The organism is Pelobacter propionicus DSM 2379, from assembly GCF_000015045.1.
Classification (GTDB): Bacteria; Desulfobacterota; Desulfuromonadia; order Geobacterales; family Pseudopelobacteraceae; genus Pseudopelobacter; species Pseudopelobacter propionicus.
In genome coordinates this window covers 115,730-129,393 of the sequence record NC_008607.1, presented here as the reverse complement: position 1 = coordinate 129,393, position 13,664 = coordinate 115,730, and the positions used below count along the sequence as shown (strand labels likewise).

The 13,664-nt window shown below is 48.3% G+C and carries 20 protein-coding genes; 11 read left to right on the top strand and 9 right to left on the bottom strand.

Annotation, left to right across the window (positions count from 1 at the left end; genetic code table 11):
- The first annotated feature begins 171 nt into the window (after nucleotides 1-171).
- The 3 genes from PPRO_RS18660 to PPRO_RS18650 all read left to right on the top strand — a co-directional run bounded on the left by PPRO_RS18660 (nucleotide 172) and on the right by PPRO_RS18650 (nucleotide 2,542).
- Complete coding sequence (locus PPRO_RS18660) at nucleotides 172-846, top strand: response regulator transcription factor (RefSeq protein ID WP_011733862.1); 675 nt, start codon at nucleotides 172-174, stop codon at nucleotides 844-846.
- A gap of 221 nt (nucleotides 847-1,067) precedes the next feature.
- Nucleotides 1,068-1,694: a hypothetical protein gene (locus PPRO_RS21090; protein WP_041533015.1), complete on the top strand. Its 627-nt coding sequence runs from the start codon at nucleotides 1,068-1,070 to the stop codon at nucleotides 1,692-1,694.
- A 167-nt stretch (nucleotides 1,695-1,861) separates the two neighbouring features.
- On the top strand, nucleotides 1,862-2,542 hold the full coding sequence (locus PPRO_RS18650; RefSeq protein ID WP_198138376.1) for a hypothetical protein: 681 nt from the start codon (nucleotides 1,862-1,864) through the stop codon (nucleotides 2,540-2,542).
- 101 nt (nucleotides 2,543-2,643) lie between these two features.
- Here PPRO_RS18650 and PPRO_RS18645 read toward each other — a convergent pair whose 3' ends face one another.
- Nucleotides 2,644-3,600, bottom strand: a complete 957-nt coding sequence (locus PPRO_RS18645; RefSeq protein WP_011733859.1) for a tyrosine-type recombinase/integrase — start codon at nucleotides 3,598-3,600, stop codon at nucleotides 2,644-2,646.
- A 217-nt stretch (nucleotides 3,601-3,817) separates the two neighbouring features.
- Between PPRO_RS18645 and PPRO_RS18640 the strand changes: the two genes are divergently transcribed.
- The 8 genes from PPRO_RS18640 to PPRO_RS19895 all read left to right on the top strand — a co-directional run bounded on the left by PPRO_RS18640 (nucleotide 3,818) and on the right by PPRO_RS19895 (nucleotide 8,474).
- Complete coding sequence (locus tag PPRO_RS18640) at nucleotides 3,818-4,072, top strand: hypothetical protein (RefSeq protein WP_011733858.1); 255 nt, start codon at nucleotides 3,818-3,820, stop codon at nucleotides 4,070-4,072.
- A gap of 440 nt (nucleotides 4,073-4,512) precedes the next feature.
- On the top strand, nucleotides 4,513-4,992 hold the full coding sequence (locus tag PPRO_RS18635) for a hypothetical protein (protein WP_011733857.1): 480 nt from the start codon (nucleotides 4,513-4,515) through the stop codon (nucleotides 4,990-4,992).
- Nucleotides 4,993-5,014: 22 nt separating this feature from the next.
- Nucleotides 5,015-5,533 (top strand): DUF1643 domain-containing protein, encoded by a 519-nt coding sequence (locus PPRO_RS18630; protein ID WP_011733856.1) that lies wholly within the window; start codon nucleotides 5,015-5,017, stop codon nucleotides 5,531-5,533.
- 216 nt (nucleotides 5,534-5,749) lie between these two features.
- Nucleotides 5,750-6,073: a hypothetical protein gene (locus PPRO_RS18625; RefSeq protein ID WP_041533013.1), complete on the top strand. Its 324-nt coding sequence runs from the start codon at nucleotides 5,750-5,752 to the stop codon at nucleotides 6,071-6,073.
- 210 nt (nucleotides 6,074-6,283) lie between these two features.
- Complete coding sequence (locus tag PPRO_RS18620; RefSeq protein WP_041533012.1) at nucleotides 6,284-6,631, top strand: hypothetical protein; 348 nt, start codon at nucleotides 6,284-6,286, stop codon at nucleotides 6,629-6,631.
- Nucleotides 6,632-6,657: 26 nt separating this feature from the next.
- The gene (locus PPRO_RS18615) at nucleotides 6,658-7,209 is read left to right on the top strand and encodes a thermonuclease family protein (RefSeq protein WP_011733854.1); all 552 of its coding nucleotides are present in this window, start codon (nucleotides 6,658-6,660) and stop codon (nucleotides 7,207-7,209) included.
- Between the two features lie 3 nt (nucleotides 7,210-7,212).
- On the top strand, nucleotides 7,213-8,079 hold the full coding sequence (locus tag PPRO_RS18610) for an AAA family ATPase (RefSeq protein ID WP_011733853.1): 867 nt from the start codon (nucleotides 7,213-7,215) through the stop codon (nucleotides 8,077-8,079).
- Between the two features lie 2 nt (nucleotides 8,080-8,081).
- Nucleotides 8,082-8,474: a helix-turn-helix domain-containing protein gene (locus tag PPRO_RS19895; protein WP_011733852.1), complete on the top strand. Its 393-nt coding sequence runs from the start codon at nucleotides 8,082-8,084 to the stop codon at nucleotides 8,472-8,474.
- Between the two features lie 225 nt (nucleotides 8,475-8,699).
- Here PPRO_RS19895 and PPRO_RS20475 read toward each other — a convergent pair whose 3' ends face one another.
- The 8 genes from PPRO_RS20475 to PPRO_RS18575 form a co-directional block, all read right to left on the bottom strand.
- A complete protein-coding gene (locus PPRO_RS20475) occupies nucleotides 8,700-8,942 on the bottom strand; it encodes a hypothetical protein (protein WP_011733851.1) in 243 nt (80 codons plus the stop codon).
- The gene (locus PPRO_RS20470; RefSeq protein WP_157040143.1) at nucleotides 8,943-9,266 is read right to left on the bottom strand and encodes a hypothetical protein; all 324 of its coding nucleotides are present in this window, start codon (nucleotides 9,264-9,266) and stop codon (nucleotides 8,943-8,945) included.
- A 76-nt stretch (nucleotides 9,267-9,342) separates the two neighbouring features.
- Nucleotides 9,343-9,549, bottom strand: a complete 207-nt coding sequence (locus tag PPRO_RS21085) for a hypothetical protein (protein ID WP_198138375.1) — start codon at nucleotides 9,547-9,549, stop codon at nucleotides 9,343-9,345.
- A 71-nt stretch (nucleotides 9,550-9,620) separates the two neighbouring features.
- The gene (gene yfbR / locus PPRO_RS18595) at nucleotides 9,621-10,208 is read right to left on the bottom strand and encodes a 5'-deoxynucleotidase (protein WP_011733849.1); all 588 of its coding nucleotides are present in this window, start codon (nucleotides 10,206-10,208) and stop codon (nucleotides 9,621-9,623) included.
- Between the two features lie 148 nt (nucleotides 10,209-10,356).
- Nucleotides 10,357-11,796 carry a hypothetical protein gene (locus tag PPRO_RS19890; RefSeq protein ID WP_011733848.1) on the bottom strand — a complete coding sequence of 480 codons (1,440 nt, stop codon included), beginning with the start codon at nucleotides 11,794-11,796 and terminating at the stop codon, nucleotides 10,357-10,359.
- 76 nt (nucleotides 11,797-11,872) lie between these two features.
- On the bottom strand, nucleotides 11,873-12,379 hold the full coding sequence (gene radC / locus PPRO_RS18585) for a RadC family protein (protein ID WP_011733847.1): 507 nt from the start codon (nucleotides 12,377-12,379) through the stop codon (nucleotides 11,873-11,875).
- Nucleotides 12,380-12,677: 298 nt separating this feature from the next.
- On the bottom strand, nucleotides 12,678-13,373 hold the full coding sequence (locus tag PPRO_RS21330; RefSeq protein WP_011733846.1) for a hypothetical protein: 696 nt from the start codon (nucleotides 13,371-13,373) through the stop codon (nucleotides 12,678-12,680).
- 28 nt (nucleotides 13,374-13,401) lie between these two features.
- Complete coding sequence (locus tag PPRO_RS18575) at nucleotides 13,402-13,659, bottom strand: hypothetical protein (protein ID WP_041533010.1); 258 nt, start codon at nucleotides 13,657-13,659, stop codon at nucleotides 13,402-13,404.
- Nucleotides 13,660-13,664 lie beyond the last annotated feature (5 nt).

Genomic DNA, 13,664 nt, shown 5'->3' with positions numbered 1-13,664 from the left:
TGTAAATTCAAGTGCCTTACTAATAATATGCCTTTAGTTGGTAAGGGATCTGTAATAACAAACTGGAAAGCTGTCTGGCTGAGCAGAGGATGGCGCCAGTGGAGCAGGTGGAGAAGAATTAGAATTAAGCAAGATGTCGTTTATCCTTAATATAACTGCTATGGAGAGAAAGTGAAATATCTTCTGATCGAAGACGAAAGGAAAATTGCAGGTTTCATCAAGCGCGGTCTGGAGGAGGGGAATTGCCAGGTGGTGATTGTCGGTGATGGTGCTGAAGGTTTGCGTCTGGCTCAAACAGGTGAATATGCATTGGTGATTCTGGACTTGGGTATACCTGAAATTGATGGTTTGAGTGTTTTGAAGGAATTGCGCTCAACGGGTAATCAGGTGCCGGTATTGATCCTGACAGCTCGAAAATTGCCTGAAGAGGTTGTTGCTGGCCTTGAAGCTGGCTCCGATGACTATATGGGAAAGCCATTTGCTTTTCGTGAGCTACGGGCCCGCATTGCGGCATTATTAAGAAGGGCCGGCCGAAACCGAGGATCTGAGGTTGTTTTTGGAGAACTTAAATTAGATCCAGTTACCCACAGATTTTGGCGTAGCGGAAACGAGATATCCTTGTCTGAAAAAGAATACTGTCTCATGGAGTACATGATACGGAATCCAAATCAAATATTGACTCGCTCCATGATCGCAAGTAATTGTTGGGTAAATACTTTTGAAGGAAAATTCAGTAACATAATTGACGTGTATGTGACATATCTTCGTAGGAAGGTTGACGTTGGTTATCCAACCAAAATGATCCATACTGTCAGAGGTAAAGGGTATATATTGCGCGAGTATTAATAAAATACTGAGAAGGGTTTGTTGTATGAATATGAACTTCCATGTCGCGCTGAGTTCTCCCCAACAGAATATCCATCGGGTAACCACTAACAATAAATAATTTGTTGTTTCAGTCCTCTAAACATAAGGATCCTCTCTTGTTGTAATTGTCAACTTTTAGTTGACAATTACAACAAGCAGGAATAAGGTGTTTTTATCACATCAACACAAGAGAGAACAAAATGGGCCAAGCAAAGAGAAGGGTAGATGTAAGTCGGGTCGTTGAAGTGCTGGTGGAAAGTGGTGTCATTGCCGGAGTCTCCAGCGCCATACGGCGTCTTGCAGGTGCGGCATCAGGCAGCTTGGGGACCGACTGCTACACTCACGCGATTCTGGCGCAAAGCATACTTGATCGGCTTAGGGTTGCTTCGGTGCTCAAGGCTGGTTATGCGGCATGGCGGGTTGGTGATGGCAATTCTGATGTGGTTGCACATGCTCCCGTTCCGGGCATAATCCCTCAGCCAGGTGGCTTCATTTATCATGCGTGGCTTGAGATTGGTTACCACATCCTTGACTTCACAACGTATCTGCTCCCGCTCAAGGCGAGCCAGCTTGATGCCTTGGACGGTGGAAGCACAACTGTAGATTGGGCTCCTCCTTATCTCCTGGCGCAGAGAAAGAGTGTATCGACGATGAAGGCGGTGACCCTGGGTAAGAGGGGATTGTACTACTACGAGTTTGTCCAGAGTGTCACGGATATCGTTCTTGCAAATGCGCAAGCACCAGATCCGGACGAGACTGAGGCCGCCTGGATGCTGTTCAACAATCAAGATATGGTTGTAGTTGGGCCAAATGATCTTCGGCGGTAAGCATACTCCTGTGTCAACCAAGACACGGGGGATGATGGCGTGGTTTAGTCGGCAGAGCGTTCCCGGGCGCTGGTTTAAGTCCGGCCGCCAGATGGAATTAACGATCTCTCCTCCTAGAGGTAACGCGGATGATAACAAACCAGGTATACCCCGGATCAGCATTGACCATGACTGTAAGAATCATCACTTCCTGTACAGGGAAAAAAATTGGCGCACCAGGGAAGCTTTCAAAGCCGGACCTTGAGGAGCTCAACGACTGCGGATTTTTGGAGAAGGAGGCTTTGCTGAGGGGGTGGGCAACCACGGCTGCTGCCATGTATAAGGGGCAGCAGCATGTATGCCTGATGCAAGGGGTGTCAGGCTTCGTGGGAAATGTAGATCTCTGGATCCTTTCTGCTGGATATGGCCTGATACCGGCGGGGAAAACAATAGTGCCGTATGAGTGTACCTTTGCCGGCATGGGGCAAAAAAAACTCCGGTCTTGGGCGGGACAACTTAATGTGCCAGGTGATTTCAGGGCTGTGGTCAAAAAGCCATGCGATTTGCTCCTGATCCTGCTCGGCAAGGACTATCTTTCTGCCTGCAGTATTGACGGAAGTATTTGCTTTGGGGGGCCGACGCTTCTTTTCTGTGGCTCTGATGGCGCCAACAAAATTCCAAATTTGCCTCACCTTCGAAAAATCATATTGGGTAGAGGCGATGCGACCCGTTTTCGCAGTGGCCTCATAAGCCTTAAAGGGCGAGTCGCAGCGCTGCTCCTTAGGGCGATTGGTAACAAAAAACTGCCGGTTTCCGAATTACTTAATCCTCAATGCGACATCCTTTCTGCGCTGGAATATCGTCTGTAACTAGGTCCATGAAATCTCCTATCTTATTCGCCTGTTGAGCCGTTTCTTGGTCTCCAGGGACATCCTGGTCTGCCAATCTCTTCCTAGATACTTCTCCAAGGCTACTCTCCTTCGTTTTCTTCTTTCATTAAGCGCGATATCGCGGCTTTCTTGTTGTTCTCATTCGTTTTCGCGTAAAACTTCGCTGTGATGGCGATATTTGAGTGTCCGAGTAGGTCTCTAATTGTTTCCAGGTTCGTGTTGTTGTTGACCAGGCGCCGAGCGAAGGTGTGCCTGAGGATATGCAGGCCTGTATGATCCACCCCTGCCCTTTTGTATATTCCGGTGATGATCTGGTAAAGATTGGTGCGGTCGACAATGGTGCCATTACGGGTTGAGCAGATTAGCCACTCTTCTCCGTACTCTTCTTTCAGCGTCTCCACCTCGTCCTCGATCAATGTTCGAGGGATATACACTGTTCGTTGTTTACCCCCCTTCCCTTCTATCAATAATGAGTAGATATCGTCCTCCTTGTCGTAAACCATGTCTTTGAGGCGCAAATGCGTTAATTCGACGGCCCTGAGTCCTCCGAAGAGCATTATTTTGCAAAGTAGGGTGTTTCGTATGTTTGTGTTCTGGTTTCGGCGCGCTCTCTTGATTTTTTCAAGGTAATTGAGAAGACGCTGAACATCGTCCTCGTTAAGAGCTGGTTTCTCGTTTGATTCGGACTTAATGTTCATTTTCTTGAACATCTTTTCAAAATCATGGTTGTTGTCATTGTTCTCGGTGATATAAAGAAAAAACGTCTTTAATACCGTGATATGGAGTTTTTTTGTTGTTGCGCTGAATCTTCTGCCGGTGTTTCCTCTTTCCGCTAAATAACCATTGAGAAAGATGCGATTTATGTCCTCAATTCCAAGTTCTCCCTGAAATTGACGCGAATGTTCCACGAAATCATCCAGGATCCCTGCATAAATGTCTCTGGTTCGCCCTGAGAGGTTTTTGTTTGTTATTTCCTGCATGTATGCAACGACCCACCGCTGTAAATCGTCCGTAATGTTCCCTGAATCGAGTTTCATGGCGTCCTCCATATAACACAACAAGCTGTTGTGTTATATATCAAAGCCGGTGCGGACGTCAAGAGATAAGGCGGTTGGGCTGTATATGGGTTATAAATTGTGTTGTATTTCAAAATATAGCAACAGCAAACATTAACGTTATTGACGATGTATGGTCTGATTGTGTATGATATGACAAAAGGCTGTCAAGTCCGATGAAAGCGGGGAAATTAGGTATATGGACACAGAAGCCAGTGATAAAAGCATTAATGGTGGCGCTTTGACAGATCGTGTTGATGAATTCGTTACAAAGAGAGTTTCAGTGAATAAAGTGACTCTTTCCAAAATGATGGGCATTAAGTCGCTGTTTAACGACGAATTGCCCGATGATGCCAAGGACACTGAGATTGTTTCGTATTTTCTGGAAAAATCATTCGCATGTTTGCTTCAGTCAGGTGAAATTGCGCGTCGTCTGCAAAAACTGATTGAATAGCTCTGTTGGTGGGAGACATACTGTGGAGAAATGCAATAACGACAATATTGTGCTCCCTGATGGTTGGAGTGTCGAAAATGAACCTGGTAATGAGGATTGTGTGGTTTTGTTGCCTCCACATAGTTTTGGTTGTGGGGCAGTCACGGTAAATCTTCGAAAAAGGGCTTTTGCGCTTGGATTCGGTGCATTTTCGTTCTGTTGTGACTCTTCGGATAAATATCAGGGTAGGGGGTGGAGACAGCGTTTAATCGATGATGCTGTCTCTCGTCTAAAAGATGCGTTGTCTTGATGTATATTTCTGATCTTGCAAGTATTGCACAACGACTGAAATAGCTTTGCAAGTATTTCGGCAAGAGCCAGAAAGAGATGGCTGAGACTTTGGGTATTAGTCTGCCAGCAAGCGGCATACAATATGTTTGGAAAGGCGAGAGGGGAAGGAAATGAGCCAAACTGAAGAAACCATTCTCGACGCAGTGCGCGAATTGTCAGGGGAGAACGAAATAGGCTTGAGCGAGGCCGATTGCGCCGACATGGCTCAGCGATGCCTGACAAACCCGAGATTCGTCAGAAAATATGAGGGTGTCACCCTAACCCATGATATTGTCAAACGATTCCTGGCAGAAGATTACAGTTCTTTTGGTAGCATCGCCGCCTTTGCCGGCAAGTACCGCACCGAGGACTGGTACCAGCAGCGGTTCCTGATGGTCAAAGACCTGGAATCGGCATTCGAATCATTTTGCCAGAAGGATAGTCCACCACCCTTTGTGTCTGAAACAAGCCGGTTTTACTGGTTTTTGTCGTCAGTACAGATGCTGGAAGAGTACATGTCCTGGGCAGATGGAAACAAACTGCTTGGATACATCACGAAGCGAAACGCTGTGAGGGTAGCTCGGTTCTGTCTAGAAAAGTTAGCGCGATGAAATTATAGGTGAAATCCCGAACATGCATAGTCCCCTCTTTGAGCAAAGGGAAACGGTTTTCTCTCCATGCTTGCGGTATCGGTATCGGCTTCGTCAAATTTGGAATCCGGATCTACCGCTTCTTTGTTGGTTGATGCTCAATCCCTCTACGGCTGACCAGGAAAAGAATGACCCGACGGTTGAGCGCTGCGAGAGAAGAGCGCGCAGGACTCCGGGGTGTGGCGGAGTCGAAATCATCAATATCTTCGCGTTCAGGGAAACCTCACCAGAGCTCATGAAGAAGCAGGTAGATCCGGTTGGCCCTGACAACGATCGACATATCCTGGAGGCTGCATCGAAGGCGCTCAAGGTGATATGTGGTTGGGGCATTCATGGTGAGCACATGGGGAGGGGTGATCAGGTTGTCGAAATGCTGACAAGGGCGGGAATCCTTCTGTATTGTCTCAAGCAGACAAGCAGTGGCCAGCCGTCTCATCCTCTTTATATAGGATATGGCGTTGTGCCTAAGTTATTGAAACTACGTCAGCAAGTTGTGGCGTGATCAAAAAGTGGGCAATTTGATGAAGGACCTATTCTCTATGGATTTTTACCGTGTCCGTTTGTGAAAATATGGGGGTTTTCCACATTCGATGTGGATAAGAGTGCTCTCTTTTTTTTGTCTCAAGTGTCAACTATTAGTTGACACAGAATAGTAAAAAGCTAATATTGAGTAGGGTTGACATTTTGGAGTGTATCTGTTTCTCAGAGGAGGGTTGTGATGAGTAAGAGTAGTGGCACACCGAAGAAAGATGAGGTTGTAGTGGTGCAAGCTGGTGGTTTTTTTGGGCGAGCGTTCCAGTACCATACTGTCCCTGACGGGGTGAAGGTGATCGGGGTTTGCAAGCATTCTGCGGACACGATGTGGTTTGTTGGCTGGAGAGATGATGCCGGCGGGTTGCGAAGGGTCAAAAGCTCGATCCTTCCTCCGCACCCGGACCCGGTAAAGGTGCAGTCGTGGCTCGATAGCTGGGCTGTGAGACGTAAGCTGCGTGAGGTCATCAAATCACAATTTCCTACGAACATGACGGATCAAACGAGTTAATCGGCAAACTTAGCAGATCAGTCGTTGTAAATGCCGACTTCACCGCGCAAGGTATCGAAGAGGTTGATTGCGGTGGAACAAGGTCGTGGCGGATTACAGATGTTGGGCGCCAGGCCTATGGCGAAGGGAGTTACCCAAATCTGTAGAGGATCACGGCTGTCTGTGTTACTGTCTGTCCGAAGTAGACAACAAAACAGCCAGGAGTCTCTAGTGACAAAGGACAAGATGACGCAGGCCGTCACGGTTAAGCCGAGAAATATTCGCCTTCCATTAAGTATTTACGAAAAGTTGTGCGATGAGGCCCAAAGGAGAGGAACATCGAAGCCGGCTGTTATGGCCCGAATGGTACTGGTTGAGCGTTTAGGTGGCAATATTAGTCTTGATTCGCTGGTTAATATTGCGTCACAGAAAATCAGCATAACTACCGCTGATCCGAGATTCAGTATTCGCTTGAACGAAGATTACGCAAAGATTGTTGATGCGGCCATGGAAGTTGTTTCACCTGGGAACTTCAGCAAGCTGGTTCAAGTTGTTCTGATAGAGCGATATGGATCTTGATAGCGATGAAACGTGGAGGGAATTAGATGAGGTTTTTGGGTCTTTTGAGCATGTTGTTTCTCGCTGTTTCAACTTCTGCCTGGGCCGGCGGTCCGCTTCGGACTGTTGAAGGCGTTGTTACCAAGGTATCTGATGGTGATACGCTTCAGGTTGCGGATCGTATGGGAACAAAGATAAAAGTCAGGATGTACGGCATCGATGCCCCAGAGACGCAGAAGGGAAACAAAAGGACGGGCACGGTGAGCAAGCCTGGCCAGCCATATGGCGAGGAGTCCTTTCGTGCCTTGTACTCTCTGGTGAATGGACAGCACGTGCGGCTGGATCTGATGGATGTTGATCAGTACGGTCGAACGGTCTCGATCGTCTGGTTGGGGCGGCGAAATATCAACCGCGAAATGGTGGCCACAGGAAACGCCTGGGCATATCGGCAATATCTTGATCGGCCGCATGCATCTGAGTTCATCGATGCAGAGGAGCGGGCCAGAAAAGCCCGGCTTGGCTTGTGGAGGCAAGGCAAGCCTCAGCCTCCCTGGGAGTTCAGGAAAAGTTTGAAAAGACCGAAAAATAGCTGGTGGTGAGCAATGATCGAATCAGTCGCGTTTCCCCAAAAGAAATCGGATTACCTCGGGCCCTTCGGGCGCCGAGGTAAGGAGTCACCCGGGCCGTATTCCTTCATCGTGGATATCAAATCTGTTCGCGGTAAAACGTTCAGGTTCAAGCCGGGGTTGAACATCCTGGTTGGTCCTAACGGAACCGGGAAATCAACTGTACTGCGGGCCTGTGCATTGTCACTGGCGGCAATGCAGGGCGGGGTCTCTGCTGTCACGGAAAACTGGTTGAGGGAGTTGTTCAGCTTTCCCGGGGAAGCGATCATGTTTCCCTGGAGCGTAGTTCATGATGGGCAGCCGATTCTTTTTTGTGACCCACGCGAGACGATCGGGATCACTGGAGGGGCGTTCGACAATGATTTCTTTAAAGCGGGGGTCCTGTCGGCTTTATCAAGGGGCTCAACAGGGGAATTATCTCTTCGGCGAATCAGTGATTGCATTAAAGCAGTCAAGGGCGAGATGCAAATGCCGTCTCGAATCGAATGGCGGATGGAAAAAAGTGCTTTCATCAATGATGCTTGGAACGTGCGCCTGGAAAAGGCTGAGGAATACTTGGCAGCGAACATCCCTCTTGGTGGTCCTCAGACTATTTTGTTGGATGAGCCTGAAAGTTGCCTAAGTATCCCATTGCAGGCTCGTTTATGGAGCCTGTTCTATGATGCAGACTACTTCAAAAACCTGCAAGTAGTTGTCGCCACACACTCTCCTTTTGCATTTGGCATTGCTCACGCAAACTATATTGAACTGGAGCGAGGGTATCTTGATGAATGCCAAAGATCCATTGCCTGTTTACGTGAAAGGTCTACTACCCACGACCAACTTATGACCCAACTGATATAAGTATGGAAAACATAGACAAAATTATAGAACATATAGGGACACGTTTAAAAGAAGTGCGCAATATCCTTGGAATGTCTCAGACTGCGATTGCAAAGGCCGCAGACTCAAGTCTTCCCTCTTGGCAAGGATACGAGGCTGGTAAAAATATCCCAGGTGGCAAAGTTCTTGAGGCGTTGTCTAAGATGGGAATAGATGTAAACTGGGTATTGACTGGGAATGGGAAGATGATGCTTGATTCATCTAACACCACTCCTTTTCGAGAAGATATAAAATTAAAGGTGATTGATATTTTGGAGAGTATGAGTGAGCCAAATCAATGGCGTGCTGCTGCACTCCTCTTAGAATTCAAAGAGGAACTTTCAAAGCAGGCTGCTCCTGCTAAAAGGAAGCAGTGAAGAATAGCCAGCGTAAAGCATACTCACAAAAAAAAGGCGGCCACAAAGGGCCGCCCTATCCTGGCTGAGCGGGTTACCCTGCCAGAAGAGCTCAAATAGTCCCAAGAGGACTACTTGCAACCGTTATCACTGTGATAACAGCTCCAAGTAGTCCTCTTGGTGTTCAGTGGGTAGTCACAAGGAGGGAGACCAGTTTTCTTTCCCCCTCCTTGTGAGTTTCGGTTGTTACCCAAAAAGCGGTAATACTTCTTCTTTTGTCGTTGCTGGTGCTGGAGGAGAATAATGCGACTTATTCTTCTTTACATCTCTCGCAACGATAGCAGCGATTCTTTCCGCTTCATCTTTATCTGCGAAGGACAGAAAGGCACCGCCGCGGCAAACAAGGGATCCCAGTTCAGCATTGAACTTTATTCGCCAACTGCTGTCCCGGGCCTTAAAGACTTCATAAAGATCCCCCACGAGGCTCATTTAGTCTGCCCCCCCGTAGGTTCCACCTTCTCTCGCTATCCCAACCGGTGATGCTTCACCGTACTCAATGTCACCGAATCGCCACGAGAGACCTACATCATAGGCTTCATAAGCGATGCATTTTTTCCGAATGAGACAACGACCACGCAACCTGCAGATGGTCTTGCACGGGCTTTTTCCGTCTCCAGTAAAAGCCACCCATGCAGAAGCAAGAGTGATAACCGGCAGGGCAAGAAAGCCTCGCCAGGCATTGATTATGGGGTTGTTGGAAGGTGTGTTGGTAGTGAGGCGGTCAGAAGAAAAATCAAGGGATAACTGATTCATAGCTCCTCCGCAGACACTCCCCCGCATGGGAGTGTCAAATTGGTCTCCCGATGCGGCAGGCTGTCCGTGGCGGACGTTATTCTTGGGGGTTGTCCTCCTGTATGGCAGATGGTGTTGAGGGCCTTGATACGATCTCGCCGGCCGAAGCAACCATATTAATTGCAAATCCCAGAGGATTCACAAAACCTGCCACCTGGGTATTGGTCTTTGCAGCCACCCATTGTGAGTGGGAGCATCCGGAAAGAAGACCCAGAGCGATAACCATCAACGATAGTCTTTTCATAAGCATCTCCATGTGATGCACACCCTCACAGTGGGGTGTGGCAAGTAGATTTGATAAGGTGGTCGGAAATCTTAGCGCCGCAAAACCTTGTCCAGCGAACTTTCGTAAGCTGGTATGCAATGATCGACAAAATATCCGACTTCATGCATGTGGCCACAGTTCTCTCGTAGCCAGGAATGGTGAGATTCTTCCGCATCACCAAACTCACTGTTACCGAGTTTTCGTTCAAGAATACACTTGGTCAGGCCGGACAACTTATCAGCAGCTTTGACCAATTCCTTGATGTCCTGGGAGGGGAAAAAACTGTCGCGGTAGGCGGCCTGAATTGAATCAGGGAGCATGTCTATCAACTTGGTACATGCTTCCGTTTCCGCGGCTTTCAGGCACTTTTTGATCTCGGGGTTGGCGTATTTCACTGGTGTTGCAACATCTCCAGTGAAAATCTCGCTTGCGTCGTGGTACAGAGCTGCACGTACCACCTCGCCGGCGTTAACACTTCCTTCAAACAATTCGTTTCTGATCGCGCAGAGAAGGTCAGCAATCAAAGCAACGTCCATCGAATGTTCATGGACGTTTTCTGTGCGGATATTAGGCATCAATGCCCAACGTGGGAGGTGCTTCATTCTCCCAAGTACCGCGGGGAAAAAAATTGTTTTCACGATGTTTCTCCTTATCGTCGTTTAAGTGTGTAGTCTTTTTGATTAGGTTTTGCGATGCACTTCCCTAAAACCAGGTATTTGCATCCTCTTGGATTGTCAACTGGAACAGGACAAGGATATTTCACAAATGCGGCTGGACAGTACATCGTTACGCCTCCTCTATGCTGCACAGGTTCCCGTAGACAGGAATACCGGTGCGGGCGGCCAGGGCCTTGGCAAATTGAACCGCCTGGGCCTTTGTGTTGAAGTCGCCGGTGCACTCGACTCCCTCGTTGGGGCGATGGGTGTAGGCGGAAAAGAATGTGGCATCTTTTTCATCTATGACCTCAACGATGCCGTCATTTTCAGTACACCCAGCTATCTCAATGGCATCGACACCATCAAGATTTGTTTCGTGTAACTGGGATTCGATGTTGCGCGTAACCCACTCCTGATATGTAAGGGTGGTTTTTTTGTGGTCCACCGCAAAAATCCAGTCTTCCTGGGGGAAGTTGATGTGTTCACCATGCTGGTCATGGTCCCAGGTGGACTTGTATTCAGGCGAGCAGCAGTTGGGGCCTGCATCGTTCACGCAGGCGGATTTTGTGTCATCTTGGTATTTCAGCCAAGCGAGGCATTTATCCTCGTTGGCGCAACTTGATTCTTCATCGAGAAGCAAATCCATGCAATCCGTGCAAGGATAGCCCCCACATACCGCGATGCTCTGCTGTTTGTGGCCGTAAGCTTTTCCTGAAACAAAGTCGGCAACCTGTCCCAGGTCGATTGCTGCCGGCTCGATGATGATGTTCTGCATATGGGCTGCAGCAAGTTCTGAGTCCTGATCAAGGACAATACCGAGTAGGCAATCATCCGGATCAGGGCAGTCAACGTCATAGTCAACTACCACCGCACTGACATTCTTGAACGCTTCCGGAACGTCGGTAACGATTGACTGAACAATGCCGCCATCAAGGACAACAGCAAGGTTGATAGGTTTGGGTTCGAGGATTTTCATGCTTTCCAGAGTGGTTTCTGCCATCCCTGCTGCAAACATCAGGTTGTTTACTGCCTCAGCGAGATTACCGGACTCCCAGCGCTGGATTACCAGGTTAGAAGCAGTGATAAGGTCACGAAGGGCTTCGTTGACTTCTTCCTGTGTTGCGGGAGGTGCAGAAGGCATATCGTCGGTATCCGGTCCGAAATCTCCGGTCTCAACCTCGGTAACCCGGCGTTCCAGCCAGGAGCTGGTTCCGTCATACTGAATGTCGTCCGAGGTAATGATTACCGCAGATCCTCCGAATTCACCTCTTCTCATGCTGTCGCATGTGTACGCCTGCTCGTGAGTAATGTATTTCAAATCTCCGTTGCTGCGCTTGATAACTTCCTGCAGCATTTTGTAAAGATTGTCCTCTGTTACCTCTTTTTGTACGCCATCGATGTCAATATAACCGGTGGTGCAGTAGTCCTCGTTGTAGAGATACGCAAGACCATCGTCACCGTAATTGTCCATGGATACGCTAAGTGCTTTCAACAGATCCAGGTCGTTCTTGGTGAAGAGGTTGAAGGGGATTTGGGGCTCGAATGTGCCTTGTGCGTGATTGATCGCCATTGTGTTACTCCTTTCGAGAGAAAAGGGCAGGACTGTCCCTTTCGGGGAGTGGTTTTGACCTGCCCCGAATGGGTTGTTACATCAAGCCTTTTTCGACGAAGCTGATGTAATCTTCGTGGCCGACGACGATGTGATCCAGAACTCGAATCCCCATAATTTCACCTGCTTCTTTCAAGCGTTTGGTGATCGAGAGGTCTTCGGAGCTGGGGTTGGGGTCGCCGGAAGGATGTTGATGTACGCAGATGATGGCGGCGGCGTTTGAAAGCAAGGCAGTCTTGAATACTTCCCTTGGGTGAACAATGCTTTGGTTGAGAGAGCCAATGCTCACTCGATCCATGCACATAATTCGGTTTTTGCCATCCAGGTGCAAGGTAATGAAATGCTCTTTCGTCTCGTAGATGAGATCCTTGAACAGTTCAAAAACTTGCTTGGGGGACGTAAACCGAGTTGTTACCCATTCGGGAGCGTCTTCACGGACGGCTTCCTTGCGATACCGAGCTTCAATTGACTTGAGCACAATGCGTTTTGTGGCCGGTGTGTTTGTGGATTGTTCGTTGCAATCGAACAGTGAAAGATTTGGCATGTGTGTCTGCTCCTTGTGGAAGAGGGGGCAGACACCTCCCCTGGGGGAATGATGTGTGCCCCCAAAGGTGGATTTTGATGGTGGATGTGGTTACGAGACTCTTTTGATGGTGCCGTCCTTGTCGGTATACCAGCCAGGGGGAACAGAGAGTCCGTCCGAGACAACGAACATCATTTCGGGCCGGTGATTGTTCCTTACCAGGCTGTAGCCGCGGCCTTTGTGGTCCGTGGCATTGTAGGCAGCGAGATCATTAGGCCGGTTGCGGGTTTCCAGTCAAGGTTACTGAGGTCTTTTCCCCTCATTGCACTACTCCTTCTCTGTGTGCCGAGATACTGAGGCCCAGATTCTCGTAAATACCGTCAAATTCCAGGTTTTCATCATCCTGGGTGACGACCGTCCACTGCTTGAACCATTGGTCGTATCTGACCTGCATGACCGTTCCTCCGAAGTAATTGGTTATCACTTCAGCAAGGTCCTCAAGGAAATGAGTGTATGCCTGGGCGTCATCAAGATGATTGTTTTCGGTAACGGCTCTCTTGATGATTGTAGCCAGGTCTTTGTCGTTGAAGCGCCTGATTAGTGTTCCGGCAGGCATCTCATGTAGGGGATGTGACTCTCGTTTGTCGAAAGCATCGGGCTTATCAAGCACATCTACCCGTATCTGGAAGGTTTCCCAGCGGGTAGCGTTGCAACCGATACCTGACCAGAAAAAGCCATCTGCAGTGACATTCAGGGTGACGCCATGCATTTGTCCACCGAACTGCTTCAAAGCCACCTTGCCGTTGATCGGCTTGGCATGCCAGTCGGCATTCATGAAGGTGCAAGCATAGTTGTGCCCTGTGATCTCATGGACCAAATGGTCACGTGATGTTGCCAATGACTTGATTCTGCTTCTGAGGCACTCATCAAGTTCTATGACAGCGTAATCTGCTTTCTCAAAAGCATTGTCATTGATGTAATAAATTGGAATAATGAGGCGCTTGTTCTTTATCACGATCAGGCTCCTTTGCTTTGTTGTTTGATTATGGAATAAACGTTACGCTTTCACCGTTAGTCGCTAATAGGAGTTCTAGGGCGACGCGACCGGTGATCCAATTGAATGAAGATAATCGCAATTCTAATTTCATAATCGCGATTGCCTCTTCGATGTTTTCAACGGTGAATGGGGTCATTGTTCTGGCCTCAGTTGGTTTCATATCTTTGATGAGCCTGTCTTTCTTTAAAGTTGTTGCCAAAGCAAGCGCATCTGCAAGTGTGTAGTCATGGTATGGATGTTTCATGATTT

Bases quoted from the DNA above. Each gene is read 5' to 3' on its own strand.
- PPRO_RS21090 (WP_041533015.1), top strand. From the start codon at position 1,068: ATGGGCCAAGCAAAGAGAAGGGTAGATGTAAGTCGGGTCGTTGAAGTG.
- PPRO_RS18650 (WP_198138376.1), top strand. From the start codon at position 1,862: ATGACTGTAAGAATCATCACTTCCTGTACAGGGAAAAAAATTGGCGCA.
- PPRO_RS18645 (WP_011733859.1), bottom strand. From the start codon at position 3,600: ATGAAACTCGATTCAGGGAACATTACGGACGATTTACAGCGGTGGGTC.
- PPRO_RS18640 (WP_011733858.1), top strand. From the start codon at position 3,818: ATGGACACAGAAGCCAGTGATAAAAGCATTAATGGTGGCGCTTTGACA.
- PPRO_RS18635 (WP_011733857.1), top strand. From the start codon at position 4,513: ATGAGCCAAACTGAAGAAACCATTCTCGACGCAGTGCGCGAATTGTCA.
- PPRO_RS18630 (WP_011733856.1), top strand. From the start codon at position 5,015: ATGCATAGTCCCCTCTTTGAGCAAAGGGAAACGGTTTTCTCTCCATGC.
- PPRO_RS18625 (WP_041533013.1), top strand. From the start codon at position 5,750: ATGAGTAAGAGTAGTGGCACACCGAAGAAAGATGAGGTTGTAGTGGTG.
- PPRO_RS18615 (WP_011733854.1), top strand. From the start codon at position 6,658: ATGAGGTTTTTGGGTCTTTTGAGCATGTTGTTTCTCGCTGTTTCAACT.
- PPRO_RS18610 (WP_011733853.1), top strand. From the start codon at position 7,213: ATGATCGAATCAGTCGCGTTTCCCCAAAAGAAATCGGATTACCTCGGG.
- PPRO_RS19895 (WP_011733852.1), top strand. From the start codon at position 8,082: ATGGAAAACATAGACAAAATTATAGAACATATAGGGACACGTTTAAAA.
- PPRO_RS20475 (WP_011733851.1), bottom strand. From the start codon at position 8,942: ATGAGCCTCGTGGGGGATCTTTATGAAGTCTTTAAGGCCCGGGACAGC.
- PPRO_RS20470 (WP_157040143.1), bottom strand. From the start codon at position 9,266: ATGAATCAGTTATCCCTTGATTTTTCTTCTGACCGCCTCACTACCAAC.
- PPRO_RS21085 (WP_198138375.1), bottom strand. From the start codon at position 9,549: ATGAAAAGACTATCGTTGATGGTTATCGCTCTGGGTCTTCTTTCCGGA.
- PPRO_RS19890 (WP_011733848.1), bottom strand. From the start codon at position 11,796: ATGGCGATCAATCACGCACAAGGCACATTCGAGCCCCAAATCCCCTTC.
- radC (WP_011733847.1), bottom strand. From the start codon at position 12,379: ATGCCAAATCTTTCACTGTTCGATTGCAACGAACAATCCACAAACACA.
- PPRO_RS18575 (WP_041533010.1), bottom strand. From the start codon at position 13,659: ATGAAACATCCATACCATGACTACACACTTGCAGATGCGCTTGCTTTG.